This window comes from Rectinema subterraneum, from assembly GCA_009768935.1.
Lineage (GTDB): Bacteria > Spirochaetota > Spirochaetia > Treponematales > Rectinemataceae > Rectinema > Rectinema subterraneum.
On sequence record WESA01000003.1, the window covers coordinates 21752 to 39653 of the forward strand.

Below are 17902 nucleotides of genomic sequence, written 5' to 3' on the forward strand. Positions count from 1 at the left end.
CAAATCCCATAGGCTTGCGCGGCAGTTATGTCTAAGCTTTAGAATGAATGCATTATCGGAGTGGAGCGTGAGATACAGTTTGTCGACGGCATATTTATTGTGGTTTATTTCCGGCTTCGGGGCTCTTGGATTCCACAGGTTTTATCTCGGAAAGACAGGTACAGGGCTTCTGTGGCTGCTCACAGGCGGTCTTGGCGGTGTCGGCTGCATATATGATTTGTTTACCCTGCCAAACCAGGTCCGCGAGGCGAATATTGCGTATGCGGCGAGGGAGGCCCTTGGATATGATGCGTACGGCGCGGGCAGCGGGTTCATTGCGCGGGTGCGGCCAGCCGAGACTCCAGAGCGAGTGATTCTCAGGATTGCCAAAGCCAACAATGGCATGGTCACTGCGGGCGAAGTTGCGATAGAGGCGAATATTTCGATCGAGGAAGCTCAGAAGCAGCTCGACAGCCTTGCCAAAAAGGGTATCGCGCAGGTGCGCGTTCGCAGTTCGGGTGTTCTTGTCTATTTCTTTCCTGAATTTTCAAAGGAAAATGCCGATTTTATTGATTGAAAATTGAGTTCAGAGGCGCAGAAGCGCAGGCTTTGCTGGGCGCGTCGAGCGCTCGGCAGCGCATGGCTCTGGTCACTAGCGAACGCCTCGCGCCGAAGCTAATTCCCGCGATTGTCGATGAGGGCAAAATCGCGCAGGCCTCCGGAGATGTGGGGTAAATAGCGATAATTTGTCTTTTCAAGCGCCTTTTTTGCATAATTGTACGCTTCAAGGCAGGAAAGCACATTGTCGCCGTCGGCATCGCCTGGCATTCGGCCTTCCACATTCACTTCTGCAGCTTTTAGAAGATAATACGTAAATAAGCCATGGTATATTGGAGAGCCTTGCTCCCAGGATTCTTCATCCCAGCCAGCTGCGGATATGGTCAAGGGAGCCAATGATGCATCTGCGCTGCGATATTGCGCATTGAGGGCAAGAAGCTCTCCAAATTTCAGAAACATATCGATGCTAGAGGAAATTTGCTGAGAGGAAACATTGCCAGGCACGGCATCGCTCGACTCTGCCGGATTCACAAACCCGCCGGAATAGCAGGAGTCGAGAATGACTATTTTGTTCTTGGCCGGCACCTTTTCAAGCAATGATGCAAACTCGCTGGTAGAGATCATGCGATCTGTAAAGTTGAATGCTCGCGGATCCCAATCGCTCGGGATAATATATGCCTCTCCAGGATCAAATCCCCCAGAGCCATGACCGGAATAATAGAACATGAATGATTCAGCATCGCTAGGGACATTGTTCAAAGCGCTTTCGATGGCGCTTTTTGTTGCAAACCTGTTAGTGCTTTCATTCGATTCTGCAGTAATGAGTTTTACTGTCCAGCCCGCTTCTTCCAGCATTGTTTTCATAGAATTTGCATCAGCGACACAATAAGATAGGTCATTATTTCGTCCATATGGCAAATATATATAATCATTTATTCCAACAATTATCGCATATTTGACCCCGGGGGACGAACTTGCACTTTTCGGAAATAGCTCGCACCCCGTGAGCATCAAAATCACTGATAAAACTAAAAGCGGAACCAATGAGCCAATACCCGAGAGGTGTCTTTTTGCACGCAAGCGTTGCATCGTCAATGCGCCTTTTTCGCGCACGGGCTTTAGCCGGTGCTGCTCTAGCGCTTTTCCCGATTCAAAATACATACTGAACTCCCGCGCCAAGAGCAGCAATCACGCTCGTTCCATCAGACCGACTGCCAATCTCCACCGGCAAAGAGACATCGAGCGCCCAATGCCGGTCGATTTCGGCTTCCCACGACAATTTCAAATAGCCCGACCAGTAGGCGTTGTAAAGGGTTGTCGAAGTATAGTTAGCAAAATTCGCGATTGGCCCTGCCGATAATGCAAATATCTGTTTCCTTCCTACCGACAGGCCAGCAAACTGGATGCCCACTCCTACTTCCGGCCCGAAACCGAGTGCATTCCATGCCCTGTATCTTGATCCATCAGCAAGCCAAACAGAAGCGCCCATATTCACATGTTGGGCATGGACTCCAGCCGCGAACATCAGTGAAATCCCGCGATTTTCTTCTTGCGCGCTTGAACTGAGCCGCAAGGGGAACAACCATTGTGCATCAAGAGAAAATGCGTATCCCGTGTGGCGGGAAAAAGCAGTAGCCGAAGTCCATGTCCACGCATTCGCATATAAGAATTGAGCTTCGAGCGTGGGCTGAGCCTCAGCATTCATTGCGTTCGCGTAAAACAGAAGAATTATGAAAGCTGCGACCAAACCAGCTTTCCTCGTCTTGCCCATAAAGCGTTGCATGATTATTGTTCAATATAGCCGATTTTGCAAATTGCGTCACCAGGCAGGGTTTTGTGTGAAGAAAATTGCTGCAATTTTGTCATTAATATTTGCCTCAAGTCTTCTCCTGGCAGGCATGGCGGCATGCAAGCCTCGCATTCGCCTGCCCGAAGATGGCAGCATAACAGGAAGTGCAAAATGGCTCGTCATCTCATCTCTGTATTGTCAGATGAAGGCCGAACCAGCCAGCGCCTCGTTGGATAAAGGTATTCTCCGGAAAGGAACTGTGCTCAAAATCGAGGAAAGCCGCTTCAGTACTGCCGAGAACGAACAGGGAACGCTTTGGTTCAAGGTCCAGAATGCAGGCCAGAGCGGCTGGGTCTCAATTAGAGACGCACATACCTATCCAACCGAGACGCAAGCCAGAAACGCTGCCCGCAGGATGGAGTGATATGGATTTCATCAGAAGCTGGATTATTCCGCCGCTTATAGGCGCTATTATCGGTTACTTTACGAATTGGCTTGCAATCAAAATGCTGTTCCGACCCTACAAGGAAATCCGGATTGGCGGCATAAAAGTTCCATTTACGCCCGGCATCCTGCCGCGAGAGCGCGAGCGGCTCGCAGAAAGCCTTGGAGATACGGTTGCTCAGGAACTCTTGACCCCGAAAGTAATTACAGACAGGATTCATTCTCCGCAGATTCAAAAGACAGCAGCAAAGGCTGTAAGCATCGCAATAAAAGGTTTTCTGGACCAGGATGCTGAGCGCTTGTTTTTGATGCGGCACAGCGAACAGATAAGTTCGGAAGATGCAGAGGCTGCCCTTGAAGACTCTGCAGCAGGCTCTTCGCTTGCACACCAAATTATCGAATCGCTGAGGCGTCTGGTCGCTTCGGCGGACATTCAGACTGCGATCCAACACATTTTTGCTGAATTCATAACGCGACTTGGCAGACTGAAATTTCAGTCGCTCGTTTCGAAGCAGCAATTCGTCGCAGGCATCATGAAGGCTGCGGGATCCATTGGGAGCCAGAGCGTCGACTCTGATATTGTCCATGTCCAGAGCACAGACAGCGAAAATGAATCAGGATATTCGCGTTTGAGACCAATATTGGCAGCGCTTCTGCAGCTGCCTCCCGATGCGACAATTCGGGTTGCCACCGACAGCCTGGTTCCTCCTGCATATGCATTATTTTTGCCGGAACTGAAGCAATTCCTTCGCAGCAAGGAATTCCGGTCCCGCCTCGAAGTCGAAGGCCGTTCGTTTGTAAAAAGAGCGCTGGATCGGCTCGGACCTGTGCAGCGCCTCTTTGTTTCGCTCGCCGGGTATGAAACGAGAATCTCGCAAAGTATGCCTGAGACAATTGAAGACCTCATCAAAACAATAGAACTTCTGCTCGATGACCCCGAAGTGCCTGAGAGGCTGGCAGAAGCTGCATGCGCCACAATCGTCTCGCGCCGCGCAAAAACAGGACCAGCCAGCACCGCAGCCTCCATGCAGCGAGAGAACATAGCTTCAGCAATCGGGCAGTCGCTCAAGGAATCTTCCGACGAACTCAAGCTGAGAGCTGAACGGGTGTACGATGATATCGCAGATCTCAGCCTCGAAGAGCTCGCAGGAGGCCGGATGAACGCAGAGGATATTTCAGGGTTTGTCCTTTCTGCTTTTGTCCGCGCCATAGACAGCGAAAAAGAAATATCTTCCTCAACGATAGGAACACTTTTTATCGATGTACTGAAGGAATCAGCCAAAGGGAAAACAATCGCTGAATTCTTTGGAATTCAAGAGCAGGATATTGAGCAGATTTCTTATACTCTCGCCAATGCCTTGCTCCAGTTGATCGAAACGCGTATGCCTCTATTGGTCGAAGCGATGGATATAAGGGGCATGGTAGCCGAAAGAATCGACAGTCTTGACATGAAAGAAGTGGAGCGCATTGTGCTCCAGGTGGTCAGTCATGAGCTTGCATGGATCACATGGCTGGGCGGAATTCTTGGCGCAATGATTGGCTTTATACAAAGCTTGATTGCGCTTCTATAGCTGCCGACCTTTTGTCTAGCTTTTTGAAAGAAGCTTTTTATATTCTGCGCATAAATAAAAGGAGCCTGTGACGAGAAGACTGCCACCTTTCTCTTGAGTGCGCCGTACTGCTTCTATAATGGCTAACGCCGTGTCTTCGATGATCACGCTGTCCGTTTTTCTTTTATGGAAACTTTCAAAAACAATTTCGGGTGTACTCTGTTTGAAGCTGCCCGGGCGGGTAATGATAATGTCTTCGAATGAAGGGGCGAGCAAATCGGCCATTTCATCATGGCGCTTGTCGTATGCGCAGCCGAACAGCAATATTCGAGGCGAGGGAGCGAGTTCCAGAAAAGTCGAAAGGATTGTCCGGACCGATTCCGGAGTATGCGCGCCATCCAGCACAATAAACGGATTTCGCGAAGCAATTTCAAAGCGAGCGAGCATTGAGGCTTTCGCGAAGCCTTCCTGCATGTGTTCAGAATGGATTGAGACAGGTAGCTGGGAGAGCGCTAGCCCTGCCAGAGCCATATTCCCTGCATAAATCGAACCTACGAGCTGCGTCTGGACAGGACACGGGCGGCCGCCCAGAAAATTATGCACTGCAGAAGGCGCATTTTGGTCGGCTTCGAGTACACAATGCGTGCCTTCAGTATCGACCTCAACCCTGGAAACATGGATGTCACGGCCGACTACCAGGCAGGGAGCCTCCATAGCTGCTGCCTTGGCTTCAATGACTTCGAGTGCTTCGGCTTTTGGCTGAATAGTGCAAACCGGGACCTTTTTCTTGATGATTCCCGCTTTTTCGCCGGCGATGAGGCGAATAGTCGACCCGAGAAACTGCGTGTGTTCGAGCTCTATCGGGGTAATCACGCATACATCGGGAGAAACAATATTCGTCGAATCGAGACGCCCGCCAAGCCCAACCTCAATGACCTGCGCCTGGAATCCCGCCATGCGAAATGCGCAGAATGCGATAAGCGTGGTCAGTTCAAAATAGGTGGGCAGCTCGCCGCCGAAAAAATTATCGGCTGTCTTCCCCTCGACAAGCTCGAAGACCTCATCGGCTGCCCTTAGAATGATATTGTCGGGCAACTCTTTGCCTGCGCGAGTGATTCGTTCCTTCCAGGAGATTATATGCGGAGAGGTATAGAGTCCTGTGGGTATGCCCGATCTTTCGAGTGCGCTGGCGATGAATGTTGCGACTGAGCCTTTCCCCTTGGAGCCGGCGACATGGATAGTCATTCTCCCAAGGTGCGGATCGCCGAGCTGGCTGGCCATCCAGTTCATGCGGTCGAGCTTGAATTCGGTCGCTTGTCCTTTTTCCACATTCACATAGCCAAGGACAAAATCATAGACCTCGTCGATGGATTTGAAATGCAACTGATTCACAAGTATAGCATGCGTTTGGCGCAAGGATTCGTCAAGTAAGGTCTCTATGCATAGTCAATCAAGCCGATGACACGAGTTGCCGATAACCTATATCGAGGGTCAGCGTGAGAATAATCCATGCAGCTGAAATCGGGCCATCCGCAAAGCCATCTGGTCGAAGAAGAAACCGCGGTACAGCTTTTTCTCAAAAGCCTCCATCACAGGCTGAAGAATCTGTACGTGTCGACCAGCCTCTTCATCTGCATGATAAACAAATCATCGTCATCATTGAATCTGAAGGCGCGGTGTTCGATATTCATCGATATTGGCATGAGACGGCGTACCTTCCTTCGTTCATCGGGTGTTTCGGAGGCAATGTCGATCCTTCGCTGAGCGGAGAAGTATGGCGCACTGTGGCCCTTAAGTCTTCTCTGAGGGGAGAGCCGCCTCTCGTCATTCTTCTCGCTGCGCTGCGTGTACTGAATACCCTTTCACCTTCAATGCAGCGAGCAGTAGTTATCAAGACACTCGAAAAATACAGCCTTTCGGAGAGTAGTACGGAAGATCTTCTCAGACTGGATGAAAAGCATCCTGTCGAGATGATGGTGATCGACTGGCTGTCTATGGCGGAAGGCTTGATACAGGAAACAGGAAGAGTGCCGCATTTCAGCACTGCGGAGGAATTTCTGAGGAGCGTGTCATATATCGCGCCGCAATCGCAGGTTCTTGTCTATAGTACACTTGCCGAATCATCCGCCATGAGAATGTGGCAGAGTTCCGGGCTTGGTGAATGCTTTTTCAGGATTGCTGGCAAGGAGCGGGGCAAGCCCGGAGAATACCTTCGTGCGGCGATGTCCGCTGGCTTCGAACGTTCAAGCATTGTCGCAATTGGCGCTTCCGCCGCAATGTTCCGCGCAGCGCAGCTGGCGGGAATACGGTTTTTCCCAATAGTGCCCGAGCAGGAAGAAGAGAGCTGGAAAATTCTTGCTGAACAATGGTTTCCGGCATATCTTCGTGGAGAGGCCTGGAAAATAGATATGCAAGCAGAAAGATTTTACGAGCAGATGTGCCATGAGTTCAATGTGCGCGAAACCGCAGAAGAAATCGGCAGGAAATTTGGCCTGCAACAATCAAAGCCTAAGTTCGTATAAGGAAACGAATATTGGCCAGGAAGGGGAGCGGTTGTACCGCTGGACGATTCCTTCCATCATCTTTATGTCTTTCTGATTAAATATCGATCGGAAGACTTTCCCGTAGGCGGTTCCCGGATCGAGCCATTGTGCAAGTTCCTCATCGTCGATTGGGCGCGTAAAGGCGCCATTCAACGTTATGCTTTCCAATATTGCTTCCGGAAAATGAGGGTGGAGCACATCGCGCCAATTGCTGCGGTTTTGCTGGGTGTGGGGTTTTGCTGCGTAAGTCGGCCCGCCTTGCCTTTCCAGTTCAAATTCTCTCAGCCTTTCGAGAAATTTTGTTTCTTCTTTTCCTAGATTTGCGACGGCCGAGAGTGCGCCCGACAACATCGAAGAGCGCGATGCATCGATATCGAAAGCAAAAAATCGCGCTGTTTTCGAAGCTGCTTGCTTTGCCTGGAAAGCGAGTGTTTCAATCACGCTAAGGGGGATTCTTTCGACTTCGCATACAAGAATGAACGCAGGCTGGGCTTCCTCCAGAAATGCGGAGATCTTCTTTGGACCTTCTGAGCCATTGTTGCATTCATCATAGAGCAGAATCTCGGGCTGCAATATTTCTGTAATGGCTTTGGAGAGATTCTCGAGTTGCATCCGCGCCGATTCATCATTGAGCACAGCGAACACCTTCCCCTCGCTGCTGCGGCGAATCGCTTCCATTGCATAAAAACCCAAGCGGGGGTCAGTGATGAGAATGTTGTCGACCGGCGCGGGCAACACAAAGTCAAAAACAGCCTTGCGAATTGCAAGTAATCGTTCGGTAGCGGAAAATTCGCTTCGAATTCTCCAGCGCGTGCGGGATTCGCCTTCTTTTGACCATACCAGGCTTTGTGAAGAGCTCTCGTTCTCGATGTCGCTCGGAAGAACTGCAAGCTGCGCTTCGCGTCGCACCAATACTTCAGCGCGCCTCGTTCCTTCAAAGCCTATCTGGCTTGGGAAATAAAACAGCTTTCCCGCAAGAGAAGCTGGCAAATATTGCTGAGCCACCCAGTGGTCGCGGTACGCATGGGGGTACTGGTAGCCTTCGCCGTGGCCAAAAGCCGCCTTGTCACGGTTTGCATCCTTGAGATGATCCGGTACCTCGGCCTGCTCGCTCTGGACAGCCTGCAGCGCGTCAAAATAGCCGAGTGTGGAATTGGATTTGGGGGCAAGCGCGCAGTAGAGTGTAGCTTGCGCAAGGTGGAATTGGCCTTCAGGAAGGCCTACTCTGTCGAACGCGAGAGCACATGCGCTCACAACATTGATAGCCTGCGGATCAGCAAGGCCTATATCCTCCGAGGCAAGAATGAGAAGCCGCCTCAGAATAAAGTCGGGATCTTCGCCTGCATAGACCATTCGGGCGAGCCAGTAGAGGCTGGCATCGGGATCGGAGCCCCGCACGCTCTTGATAAATGCACTTATTGTATCGAAATGGTAATCACCGTCTTTGTCGTACAGCACAGCGCGGCGCTGAATGCTTTCCTCGGCTGCGCTCATACTGACGAAAATTTTCGAGCCTTCTGGGGGCGGCCATTGCGGAGTGCTGGTCTCGACTGCCAGCTCGAGCGCATTGAGAAGGCTGCGCGCGTCCCCATCGGCGGTATCGACAAGATGTTCAAGCGCACCCTCTTCGAATTCCACGGTGTAGAGGCCATATCCCCGTTCCTTATCCCCGAGAGTCATTTGCGCCACCCTGAAAAGGTCGTCGCGGGTCAATTGCTTCAGCACAAAAACCCTTGAGCGGGAGAGAAGAGCGCGATTTACTTCGAAAAATGGGTTTTCTGTTGTGGCGCCAATAAGAATGGCTGTTCCATTTTCAATCCATGGAAGGAGGGCGTCCTGCTGGCTTTTGTTCCACCGGTGCACTTCGTCGATAAAAAGAATAGTCTTCCGCCCATACATATCGCGATAGGTCTTGGCCTGCTCGATCGCCTCGCGCAGGTCGGCGACGCCCGAAAGCACCGCGTTCAGCGTAATGAAATGGCTTTTCGTCGTGTTTGCGATAATGCGTGCAAGCGTTGTTTTGCCTGTGCCAGGTGGCCCCGCAAATATCACCGAGCTGAGCTGGTCTTTCTGGATTGCACGCCTGAGCAGTCTGCCTTCCCCTACAATGTGTTCCTGGCCCACAAACTCATCGAGTGTGCGTGGGCGCATTCGGCTGGCGAGAGGCTCGCCACTTTCGGGGGAATGCGCAACAGCTCCAGGGCTGAAAAGAGGGTGCGAAGGCATACTATTCGGCTGTCCAGCCACTCCAGGCTCCGGCGCCGGCATTCGCTGTAGGATCGAAGATGTTTTTGTAAAGCGCATAGGAATCCGTGCCGCCGGCTGCAAGCATCACATAGAGAATATTTGCATCGTTTGACGGCTGCCAGAAGCCGATTACATGCTTCGACAGCATGGTGCTCAGGTACACACTTGAGGAAGTCGATATGTAGTTTGAGCCATTTTCCTTGAGAGACCCTGTTCCTGTTTCATCGTATTCATAGTATCCATAGGTAGCAATGCCTTTGCCGACCATAATTGTCTTGGTTGCAGCCGGCTGTGTCAAAAGAAAAAGCGGGCCAAGTTTTGTCGAAGCCTTGATGGTGATCTGGGTCCACGCTCCAGATTGGAGGCTATATACAAGCCCATCGCTTCGCGAAATCAGAACTCGACCTGCGCTATCCGTCGCAAGTCCAATCAGCCCCTGAGCAAGTGCAGGAGCTGTATCTTCAGTCATTGCACCAGCTGAGCCATGGTACGCAGCGCTGTCGGAAATTGCCCAATATTCGCTGCCATCCCAGACAATATCGATGAGCGGGCGGCTGATATTTGCTATGCCTGCACTCTTGAATGCAGCGCCATCATAATAGTAAAGAGAGTACGTACCCGACGCATGGAAAGCAACAAACAGAGTTCCATTTGCGCACTTGAGCCAGTCGACCGCCGCGCTGCTCCCGATTGATGCAGCCGCATTCATAGCGGTCCATGTCGCTCCGCTGTCAATTGTTTTGTATACATCTACAAGTACATTATTGCTGTTGGCTTTTGCTACATATACTTTTGCGCCGTCCGACGCCAGCCCTGCGGCGAAATAATCTGTAGAGCCGTTTACCGAAAGGACATTCCAGGAAGCGCTTCCATCGATTGGGCGCCAGACAACTTGCCCAAGGAGCGCATAGTAATTTGCTGCATCATTTGCCATTGCGCGCACAGTGACATTCTTGAAAAGGTCGACGCCAACCTGCTTTGTTTCCTGACTTATGCTCTTGAAAATGCTGAATGAATTGTCGCACCCTGCAAACAGCACAAGCAATGTCAGAGCCAGCGCCGCATACAGACCTGCAATGTCGGAGCCCTTCCTGGATAAAGCAGCATTCTTCTGCTTTGCCCGTCCGGTTGCGAGAGTCTTATCTAATTTTATGCTATACCCAAAAATATTCATCAATTACTCTCCTTGGAATTAGAAGAGGTACTGGGCGCCAATCGAGAATTCAAGAAAACTGGCGTAGCTGTTAAGGTTCGCATAGCTGCCCAGATGGAGCTCCGGCACGAACCACCACATGAGTTTTCCGCCTATGCTCCAGGATTCGCTGATGTATCGCGATATTCCTCCGCCCAGCTTTGCTATCGGCGAAATAATCCCATTCCCCGAAAGCCGCATGACATTCATGCCAATTTCGGCAGATATATCAAACTCCATCGGGTCGGTTCCGAATACCCATGTCGACGACACGCAGACAGGAGCCAAGAACAAGGTCCTTCCGCCAACGGTAGTTACAAAAGATCCAGCGATGGACCCCCCGACGCCCAAATTTTTCCCAAGCATATATCGGTACAGCACGCTGAACGCCGCACCCGGACTCATGTTCGGCGTCGAAATCATCGCAAAATTGCTGTCGAGCACAAAAAGAGGAAGAAATCCTCCCGGTGAAATCTCAATCGATTGGCTGCCTTTCTTGCGGTTTGCGGCGAAAGGATCAGCGCTATCCTGAGCCCATACCATTCCTATGCAGAGCACCAAAAGGACTATTGCTGCTGCAACTAGCTTTTTCTTCATCGATCCTCCCCGGTCGCTATTCTTTTCTGGAGCGAGCATGACTTGGCATTTTTCGATGCACACGGGCAATCGTCTTGAAATAATAACCGTTCAAGGGTGATTCTGGTAACTCAGCAAGATATAGCACAAGTTCATATTTTTTAAAACTGAGGGGAGATTGCAGCTCAGGCAAGCTTCCACTTCCCAACCATATACCGTTATAGGTCCCTGCCGGAGATTCCCGACACACCAGCCCCGCATCGTGCGCAAATTGATGCATTGCTTCTTGGAGCTTGCCAGAATCGATGTCCCTAGAGAATTCGAGAATGATTTCTCCGCCTCGTTGCACTACAGATTCAAATCGAAATACATCTGGAAGAGCTGCGCAAATCTCTTGTGCATGCTGGACGAGAGCCTGCTGGAAAAACTGCTCATTCGAGGCCTTGGAGCCCGCTCCTGGATAGCCTTCTTCGGAAAAGGTTTCGTTTGAAATAGCTCGGGCCTGGGATAATTGGGAGTCGAACCATCCGCATATAAAGCCTTCCGGCAAGGCCATAGGGAGGGGGTCGGTCTCCCAATTCATGGCAAGGCGCTTGAGGGCGCGGATTTGCTGTATCAGGTTGCCATGAGGGCGCACAAGCAGCATATAGCATCGCATATCGAACCAGTATAAACCGTACAAAGCTCTTTAGGAATAATGCGAACTGGAAAGCGAAATATTGTCTTCATCTCAATCCATAGTACAAAATCGAGAGCCATGGTATACTAAAAAAAATAAGGCAGGATCTCATGAAAAGGAAAACGGAAGAGCTGGCAGCATTTTTAATCGATACAATTTCGCGCTGGTCAGGTGTGGATTGTATCTGCGTGGATCTTCGTTCGCAGAACGATGAGCTCGACCCGCACTATGCTCTTGTGTTCGATGTGTATTATCGGCGCGGAGTTCCCTCTGCAGAAAAAAGGGAACAGCTTTTCAAAAATCCTGGCGCGTTCGAATCTGCACCGGGTGGCATGAAAGATCGATTCTTTCTCGATGAGATACCCATTCGGGTTGAATACAAGCATATCCCCGTAGTGCAGGATATGGTCGAACGGCCGCTCCATCATATCAAACTGCTCAAGAATACAGGCACCTATCCATTGTACCGGCTTCTCAAATTTCCCCTTGTTTTTTCCAGAAGCGATTGGATAGATCGCATGCGAGCACAGCTCAACAGCTTTCCTGAAGAAGCATGGAAGGGGCTTTTTGATAGTTTTTCCGCTAAAATGGAACATTATCTCTCCGATTTTGGTGCTGCAGCGGTGTCTGAAAACCAATTTTTCCGTCTTATGTCACGGGCGGGCTTCCTGCGATTTGCCGGAGCTTCGATTTTCATGTTCAATCATGCTTTCGAACCTTCGCATGCCGAATACGAAGCGCAACTCAAGGACTTGACTAATCTTCCAGCAAATCTCGCCAGTCTCTGGGACGCGATTTCGGGCGAACGCAACGATCTCACTGAATTCCGCAAATTCGAACTCGCACGTTTGCTCGCGCGGGAGATTTTCGAACTGCAATAATGAGCATACCTGTGGAAGCGCACCGCACTTCGTCTTTTGCCCTGTTTGCTGCTCTGTTTTTCGTGCTGGCAATGATAGCGGGCTGCAAGAGCGGGGAAGTTAAATCGTTTGCATGGCTGGATGAAAAAGGCTTAAGGCTTTCTTTCCGCAGCACCGCGCCCTATGCCGAGAGCGCTGGCAGCTTCACGAAGCAGGGCGAGAAGCAACGATACATTCTATCGCGATCGATCGCAATCCCGGATGGCTTTGCATTCAGGCTGAAACTTGCCGCGCAGAGCAGTAGCGTCGATTTTCAAGTCAGCTATGGTGACGAAAAAGGCAAGAATGCCTCTGTCCTCTGTTCCATGCCCCAGACAGGGCAAGTTGCCTTTATTCTGCCATTCGAGCAATTGAAAAACCTGCAATGGCTTGAAATAAAACTCCAGAAATTTGATGCGCAAAAGACCAGCATAGCTGAGAAGCAGCCGGCGTCCCAGAATGGACCTTCCACATTGCTTCAGCTGCAGGAAATTCGCCTTGTTCCCCAGATGCGCGGGTTTCGCAAGGATGCCGATATACTCGAGATTTCTCCGCAGTTTTCTTTCCAGGCGGGCAAGTCTGCCAACCGCTACGAGATACGGCAGCCTTTCAGCAGCGGAAGTGAAGCGGAAAAGCTGAACCAAAATGCCCGGCTCGAAGTCGTTCTTGAAGGAGATGCCGGTCTGGCCACATTATTCTGGGGCGAACAGAAAATTATCTATCGCCACTCCGCGGGGGCATCTCAGCTTGTTATTCCCTTTGCATTATTTGGCTATGATCCTGCAAAGGTTTCGCTCGAAATACCGGTCAGTATGCAGGCCAAGGTTTTCTGCGCGGATGTATATCCGAAAGATAACTCGCTTTTTTCTCTCGATCCGGGGCTTCTTCTTTATCATGCTCCGCTCACGGAGCAGAACTATTTCCTCGCACGCTGGGATCTCATGCCGGATGTACTTTTGTTTTTATTCAAGGACTACGCAACCCAGGATCGGTATCTGAAGCGACTTGCCTTTTTTGTCGAAAAAATCGGTTTTGTGGGAAGACTTGCTCCGGACAGCGAGATTGTGAATTTGCATGGATGGAATGCGCATGATTACAGGCCTGAGGATATCGCGCGATTTTTTGATGCCGCAGCCAGCCAGAATTTTCCGCTAGCCGCCGAGGAAATCGAGCTGAGAGAATTGCTTCTGAAACAAGGCATACTAATCAAAAGCGGCTCGATGTATTTGCCGGGGAAGGGCGCCATCGTTTCGATAACCCAGGAGTCACCCTCGTATCTGCAATCAAAGTTTCTTGTTCATGAGCTGAGCCATGCTCTGTTTTTTACCGACAATCGCTACCGGGATCTTGCGCTCTCTCTCTACCAGAATTTAAATGATGAGGAAAAATGGTTTCTGATTCAATATTTCAGGTGGATGCGGTACAACATCGATTCTGCATATTTGATGGCAAACGAGATGCAAGCGTACCTTGTCCAACAGCCAACCCGGGATCTTGAAAAATATTTTTCGGTCACTCTGGGAGAAAGGCTTGCTCAGGAACACCCGGAGCTGAAGCAGAATATTGAATCCTATATGCAGAATCATCTTGCGGCGCTGGTTCGCGCAGCCAATCAGTTGAACTCTTACCTGCACACTGCCTATGGTTTCGAGGCGGGAATGCTGTTCAGAGTAAGGTAGAGAATTCCAGAACGGCTCATGACAGGCCCAAATGCTCGAATATATTTCTGTAAAGGCTGAAATATTCTGAATTTGCAAATTCCTCTATTTTTTCTTCCGGCAGCGATTCCAGAAGCCTGTCAAGGTACAGAAGCAGTTTTTTTACATCATTGAGGAGAGCGATGGTATCCGGGTCAGCTTGCCCAGCTGCAGCAGGCTGTGTCACTGCGGCAGCTTGCTGTGCAGCGGGCGCCTGCAACGTAGCAGGCTGCAATGCCGCGGCCGGCTGCGGTTTTTTCAGCGCTTCAAAATGCTGTTTTATGGAAAGAAGATCCTGCTTTATCGATTTGAGTTCTCCTGCGAAGCGGAAAATGAGCTGCTCTGGGGTTGCTTCGGCTGATTTTGGGGGAGGCAAATGTGTTGCATCTTCCTGCTCTACGTTATTCCGCGCTGCAGAAGGTGCAAATTCATCGCTGGTGTTCGAATTTGCAGGAATTGCTCTGGGCGGCGAGAGAATTTTTGCTTCTTCAGCTTCCATCTTCCGGAAGGATTCGGAATCATCGAGCGGGCTGATGAAAAGGCCTTCAGGAACATCATCGGAGTAGTTGGCAGACGGTGATTTGTTCTTGTCTTTTTCCATCACAACCTTCCTGCCTCATATAGTACACCCTTTAAAGCAGCCATGGAACTACTTTTTGAAGAATTTTGCTAATCGTTGCGTGATTTCCTGCCGAAAAAGTCATTGATGCGTCTGCCTCGAATAAATATCCGGAAGGGCAAGGTTCTGGTTACCTCGCTCGCGTACGGATTTTTTTCTCTCCTCATTGCCTATTGCTGCGTATCGGCTATTGCCGGCAAAGCAGGAGTCCTGGCATATCAGGATCTTCTTATACAAAAACAAGAAATTCAGAAAGCCATCGATTATCTTCAGGCGCAGAATCTTCAGAAATCCAGGGCAATTGAAGATTTGAAAAACAATTCTGTTGTTGCTGCGGAAGGCGCAGCGGTCCTGGGATATGTCCGTCAGGGCGAAATGCTGATTGTGCTTCCCGATTCCTGGCGTGCATCGGTCAAGGATGGCGAAGGAGAACTGAGGCTCCCTGTCGTTATGGGGGATTCCACGGGACTTCCGGACGCAATTATTCGCTTCATGGCTGCAATCACCGGGCTATTTGCATTATTGGCGATACAATTATTCCATTTCAATCCTGAAGCCAAAGAAAGGAAGCATATTTCACTCGAAAAACAGGAATGAAGACACTGATCTGAACCTATCGATTCTGAAAAATGGGCGATTCCTCAGGCCTGGCAATTGAGGGCCCAGGAGGGCTTACAGGCTCAGGCGCGACAGAAGGTCCATGCAAAGTGCATACTTCTGTTGGCTGTGTTCCTTCAAGATACATGAGATTCACAGTGCCATCTGTACAATATTCGGTTGGCAGCTGGCCCGATTTGGCGCATACAGTGACTGAAACCAGTCCGGATTCAGGCTTTGAAAAATTTTTGTACGGCAAGCCCAAGTGGATATCGCGCATGTAATTGGCCCAAACAGGGGCTGCAACGGTTGCTCCTGTCTGTGACACACCCAGCGAATTGCCCGGGCGATCGAACCCCAGCCAAATAGCGGTCGTGTAGTACGGGCTCGATCCCACAGTCCATGCATCCGCCCAGTTCTGCGTCGTGCCCGTTTTGCCAATGATCGGGATGACATATTGTTTGCCATCAGGTGATGTCTGCTTGAAAATCGACCCGGATTGTGTTGCGCCAGCAAGTGTCCCTGCCGAAACGACCCGTTTGAGCATGTCGATCATGATTGCGGAATTTTGAGGAGAGACAACTTGCGGCGATTTTTGTCTGAGCGCCTGGAGCGCATCTTTTTCCGGCTCGGCAATGACATTGCCATAACGGTCTTCTATGTATCGAATTGCAATCGGAGTGACTGCTTTTCCGCCATTGGCGAGTACCGAAAAAGCGCGTGCCATCTGCAGCGGAGTTACCCCAATGACTCCAAGCGCAAGCGGATAGTACCGCGGAAATGTTTTTCGTATCTCAATCGGATCTGTGATGTCCAGAAGCGCCGCGGCGCGCGAAATCGCGGCATCGAAGCCGACAGTCTGGAGCACTTTTACTGATGGAACATTCATCGAATTTGCCAGCGCTTGCCAAGCGAGCACGGATCCTTTCCATTCGCCCTTGAAATTCTGTGGTGAGTAGGGGGTTCCATCCTCGTTGTAGTACGTTGTCGGCTCGTCGACGATATATGTCCCTTCTGTGATCTTTTTCGAGTCAATAGCGGCGGAATAGTAGAGCGGCTTGAACGTCGAACCGGGCATCAGCTTGGCCTGGGTCGCGCGAATGAGCTGGTTTGCCTGACTGTAGTTCGAACCGCCAACGAGAGCAAGGATATATCCGGTACTGTTGTCGATAGTGACAAGCGCCCCCTCGACTGTCGTTTTCTCGAGCTCGGTCTTTATTTTGGCGGAGGCGGCGCCGACATAGGGTTTCAGCGAAGCAATGTTCAAGAGCAAACTTGTCGCATCGAGCACTGGATTGATGACATTGAGAAAATATTTCTGGGAATCGGTCTCACTTCGGCTTTGAGGGGCATACAGTGTCGGCAGGTCGAACGCGAGTCCGAGCAATTCGACAATCGGCACATAGGTATTCTCGGCTTCGGTAAGGCGCTGCGAATTCGTCGCTTTGAAGGAAGCATTGGCTGTCTCGATACCGCGCTTCATGTACAGATCCGCTGCTGCCTGCTTGTCGAGGTCGAGCGTCGTATAGACAGAAAGCCCATCACTATAAATATCTATAGAGCCATAAAATAAATCTTCAAGCTGGCGCCGGACATATTCGCTGAACCAGGGTGCCTTGTCTTCACGATTGTAAAATGCGGATACCGCTACGCGGGAATAATCAAACGATGCCCAATATGCATCGAAGGATTCATCAGCTTCAGCTCTGGAAATAACATGCCGGGCAACCATCTGGTCAAGAATCTCCTTGGATCGGTCGCGCGCGAGCATAGGATTCCGAAAGGGATTATATCTGGATGGGCTTGAGAGCTGAATTGCGAGAATCGCTGCTTCGGCTGGCGTGCAGTCTTTTGCGGGATGCCCGAAGAAATACCGGCTTGCTGCTTCGACACCATATACTGCAGGGCCCATTATTGTGCGATTCAGGTACATTTCCAGAATTTCTTCTTTGGTAAAACGCCGCTCGATCTGCAGCGCCCACCAGAGTTCCTTGAGTTTGCGCTGCAGACTGATCACTTTGCGGTCGGCATAGAGGTCACCTGCAAGCTGCTGCGTAATTGTTGAGCCGCCTCCAAGATTTTTTCCAAGAATCTGGCCTATGGCTGCTCTCAAGATCGATCTGAGGCTGAATCCGCGGTGAGAATAGAATGCCTGATCCTCCCTGGTAATGAACGCTTCGACGAGATAATTGGGAAGATCCTTGATAAAAACAGGGATGCGCTGCTCTTCAGCAAAGAATTCAGTGATGAGGCGACCATTGATATCATAGATTTTTGTTGGGAGCGCAGACTCGAATTCGGTGAAATTTTCTGTTCTGATGGCATTGGCGGTTCCCGAGAGTGCCAGGCCGAGACCGGCTCCTAATATGGCAGTAAACATGAGAATAACAGCAATAAAAATGTATACAGCTCGGACCTTATGCGATCGCATAGCGATACATTACAAGGAGTGCCGGTTTTGGTCAATCTTGTTCCTATTTTAGCGAAGGCCTGGAAGTTTTTTTGAAAATAGAGTAAATTTATGCAGACCGAT

The 17902-nt window shown here is 50.4% G+C and carries 16 protein-coding genes; 7 read left to right on the forward strand and 9 right to left on the reverse strand.

Annotated features, from left to right (window positions below):
* Positions 1–67: 67 nt before the first annotated feature.
* The gene (locus tag GAP13_RS01665; protein WP_158905535.1) at positions 68–556 is read left to right on the forward strand and encodes a TM2 domain-containing protein; all 489 of its coding nucleotides are present in this window, start codon (positions 68–70) and stop codon (positions 554–556) included.
* A 98-nt stretch (positions 557–654) separates the two neighbouring features.
* Here the strand turns inward: GAP13_RS01665 and GAP13_RS01670 are convergent, their stop codons facing one another.
* On the reverse strand, positions 655–1698 hold the full coding sequence (locus tag GAP13_RS01670) for a caspase family protein (protein ID WP_306769185.1): 1044 nt from the start codon (positions 1696–1698) through the stop codon (positions 655–657).
* On the reverse strand, positions 1688–2320 hold the full coding sequence (locus tag GAP13_RS01675) for a hypothetical protein (RefSeq protein ID WP_158905539.1): 633 nt from the start codon (positions 2318–2320) through the stop codon (positions 1688–1690). The genes GAP13_RS01670 and GAP13_RS01675 overlap by 11 nt, the downstream gene beginning before the upstream one ends.
* A 55-nt stretch (positions 2321–2375) precedes the next feature.
* On the opposite strand from GAP13_RS01675, the gene GAP13_RS01680 reads away from it, so the two are divergent.
* Both GAP13_RS01680 and GAP13_RS01685 read left to right on the forward strand, forming a co-directional pair.
* Positions 2376–2750, forward strand: a complete 375-nt coding sequence (locus GAP13_RS01680; protein ID WP_158905541.1) for a hypothetical protein — start codon at positions 2376–2378, stop codon at positions 2748–2750.
* Between the two features lies 1 nt (position 2751).
* A complete protein-coding gene (locus GAP13_RS01685) occupies positions 2752–4341 on the forward strand; it encodes a DUF445 family protein (protein ID WP_222126119.1) in 1590 nt (529 codons plus the stop codon).
* Positions 4342–4356: 15 nt separating this feature from the next.
* Here the strand turns inward: GAP13_RS01685 and GAP13_RS01690 are convergent, their stop codons facing one another.
* Positions 4357–5712: a bifunctional folylpolyglutamate synthase/dihydrofolate synthase gene (locus tag GAP13_RS01690; RefSeq protein WP_158905545.1), complete on the reverse strand. Its 1356-nt coding sequence runs from the start codon at positions 5710–5712 to the stop codon at positions 4357–4359.
* Positions 5713–5816: 104 nt separating this feature from the next.
* Between GAP13_RS01690 and GAP13_RS01695 the strand changes: the two genes are divergently transcribed.
* On the forward strand, positions 5817–6842 hold the full coding sequence (locus GAP13_RS01695; protein ID WP_158905547.1) for a hypothetical protein: 1026 nt from the start codon (positions 5817–5819) through the stop codon (positions 6840–6842).
* Here the strand turns inward: GAP13_RS01695 and GAP13_RS01700 are convergent.
* The 4 genes from GAP13_RS01700 to GAP13_RS01715 all read right to left on the reverse strand — a co-directional run bounded on the left by GAP13_RS01700 (position 6822) and on the right by GAP13_RS01715 (position 11434).
* Complete coding sequence (locus GAP13_RS01700; RefSeq protein WP_241864264.1) at positions 6822–9014, reverse strand: AAA family ATPase; 2193 nt, start codon at positions 9012–9014, stop codon at positions 6822–6824. The genes GAP13_RS01695 and GAP13_RS01700 overlap by 21 nt on opposite strands.
* A 76-nt stretch (positions 9015–9090) precedes the next feature.
* A complete protein-coding gene (locus tag GAP13_RS01705; protein ID WP_158905549.1) occupies positions 9091–10284 on the reverse strand; it encodes a beta propeller repeat protein in 1194 nt (397 codons plus the stop codon).
* A gap of 18 nt (positions 10285–10302) precedes the next feature.
* Positions 10303–10899 (reverse strand): TP0733 family outer membrane beta-barrel protein, encoded by a 597-nt coding sequence (locus tag GAP13_RS01710; protein ID WP_158905551.1) that lies wholly within the window; start codon positions 10897–10899, stop codon positions 10303–10305.
* A gap of 16 nt (positions 10900–10915) precedes the next feature.
* Entirely contained in the window at positions 10916–11434 is a 519-nt protein-coding gene (locus GAP13_RS01715; protein WP_158905553.1) for a hypothetical protein, read from the reverse strand.
* A 233-nt stretch (positions 11435–11667) separates the two neighbouring features.
* Here GAP13_RS01715 and GAP13_RS01720 point away from each other — a divergent pair, with 233 nt between their 5' ends.
* Both GAP13_RS01720 and GAP13_RS01725 read left to right on the forward strand, forming a co-directional pair.
* On the forward strand, positions 11668–12438 hold the full coding sequence (locus GAP13_RS01720) for a hypothetical protein (protein ID WP_158905555.1): 771 nt from the start codon (positions 11668–11670) through the stop codon (positions 12436–12438).
* A complete protein-coding gene (locus tag GAP13_RS01725) occupies positions 12438–14135 on the forward strand; it encodes a hypothetical protein (RefSeq protein WP_158905557.1) in 1698 nt (565 codons plus the stop codon). Before GAP13_RS01720 ends, GAP13_RS01725 begins: the two co-directional genes overlap by 1 nt.
* Before the next feature lie 16 nt (positions 14136–14151).
* On the opposite strand, the gene GAP13_RS01730 is transcribed toward GAP13_RS01725, so the two are convergent.
* Complete coding sequence (locus GAP13_RS01730) at positions 14152–14754, reverse strand: hypothetical protein (RefSeq protein ID WP_158905559.1); 603 nt, start codon at positions 14752–14754, stop codon at positions 14152–14154.
* 105 nt (positions 14755–14859) lie between these two features.
* Here GAP13_RS01730 and GAP13_RS01735 point away from each other — a divergent pair, with 105 nt between their 5' ends.
* Positions 14860–15369, forward strand: coding sequence for an FtsB family cell division protein (locus GAP13_RS01735; RefSeq protein ID WP_158905561.1), 510 nt, complete (start codon positions 14860–14862; stop codon positions 15367–15369).
* A 16-nt stretch (positions 15370–15385) separates the two neighbouring features.
* On the opposite strand, the gene GAP13_RS01740 is transcribed toward GAP13_RS01735, so the two are convergent.
* On the reverse strand, positions 15386–17800 hold the full coding sequence (locus GAP13_RS01740; RefSeq protein WP_222126120.1) for a penicillin-binding protein 1A: 2415 nt from the start codon (positions 17798–17800) through the stop codon (positions 15386–15388).
* Positions 17801–17902: the final 102 nt, after the last annotated feature.

What these genes read in the sequence shown, in the direction of transcription:
- GAP13_RS01715 (WP_158905553.1), bottom strand. Translation starts at nt 11,434, where the DNA reads ATGGCCTTGCCGGAAGGCTTTATATGCGGATGGTTCGACTCCCAATTA.
- GAP13_RS01705 (WP_158905549.1), bottom strand. Translation starts at nt 10,284, where the DNA reads ATGAATATTTTTGGGTATAGCATAAAATTAGATAAGACTCTCGCAACC.
- GAP13_RS01720 (WP_158905555.1), top strand. Translation starts at nt 11,668, where the DNA reads ATGAAAAGGAAAACGGAAGAGCTGGCAGCATTTTTAATCGATACAATT.
- GAP13_RS01670 (WP_306769185.1), bottom strand. Translation starts at nt 1,698, where the DNA reads ATGTATTTTGAATCGGGAAAAGCGCTAGAGCAGCACCGGCTAAAGCCC.
- GAP13_RS01685 (WP_222126119.1), top strand. Translation starts at nt 2,752, where the DNA reads ATGGATTTCATCAGAAGCTGGATTATTCCGCCGCTTATAGGCGCTATT.
- GAP13_RS01725 (WP_158905557.1), top strand. Translation starts at nt 12,438, where the DNA reads ATGAGCATACCTGTGGAAGCGCACCGCACTTCGTCTTTTGCCCTGTTT.
- GAP13_RS01730 (WP_158905559.1), bottom strand. Translation starts at nt 14,754, where the DNA reads ATGGAAAAAGACAAGAACAAATCACCGTCTGCCAACTACTCCGATGAT.
- GAP13_RS01675 (WP_158905539.1), bottom strand. Translation starts at nt 2,320, where the DNA reads ATGCAACGCTTTATGGGCAAGACGAGGAAAGCTGGTTTGGTCGCAGCT.
- GAP13_RS01740 (WP_222126120.1), bottom strand. Translation starts at nt 17,800, where the DNA reads ATGCGATCGCATAAGGTCCGAGCTGTATACATTTTTATTGCTGTTATT.
- GAP13_RS01710 (WP_158905551.1), bottom strand. Translation starts at nt 10,899, where the DNA reads ATGAAGAAAAAGCTAGTTGCAGCAGCAATAGTCCTTTTGGTGCTCTGC.
- GAP13_RS01700 (WP_241864264.1), bottom strand. Translation starts at nt 9,014, where the DNA reads ATGCGCCCACGCACACTCGATGAGTTTGTGGGCCAGGAACACATTGTA.
- GAP13_RS01735 (WP_158905561.1), top strand. Translation starts at nt 14,860, where the DNA reads ATGCGTCTGCCTCGAATAAATATCCGGAAGGGCAAGGTTCTGGTTACC.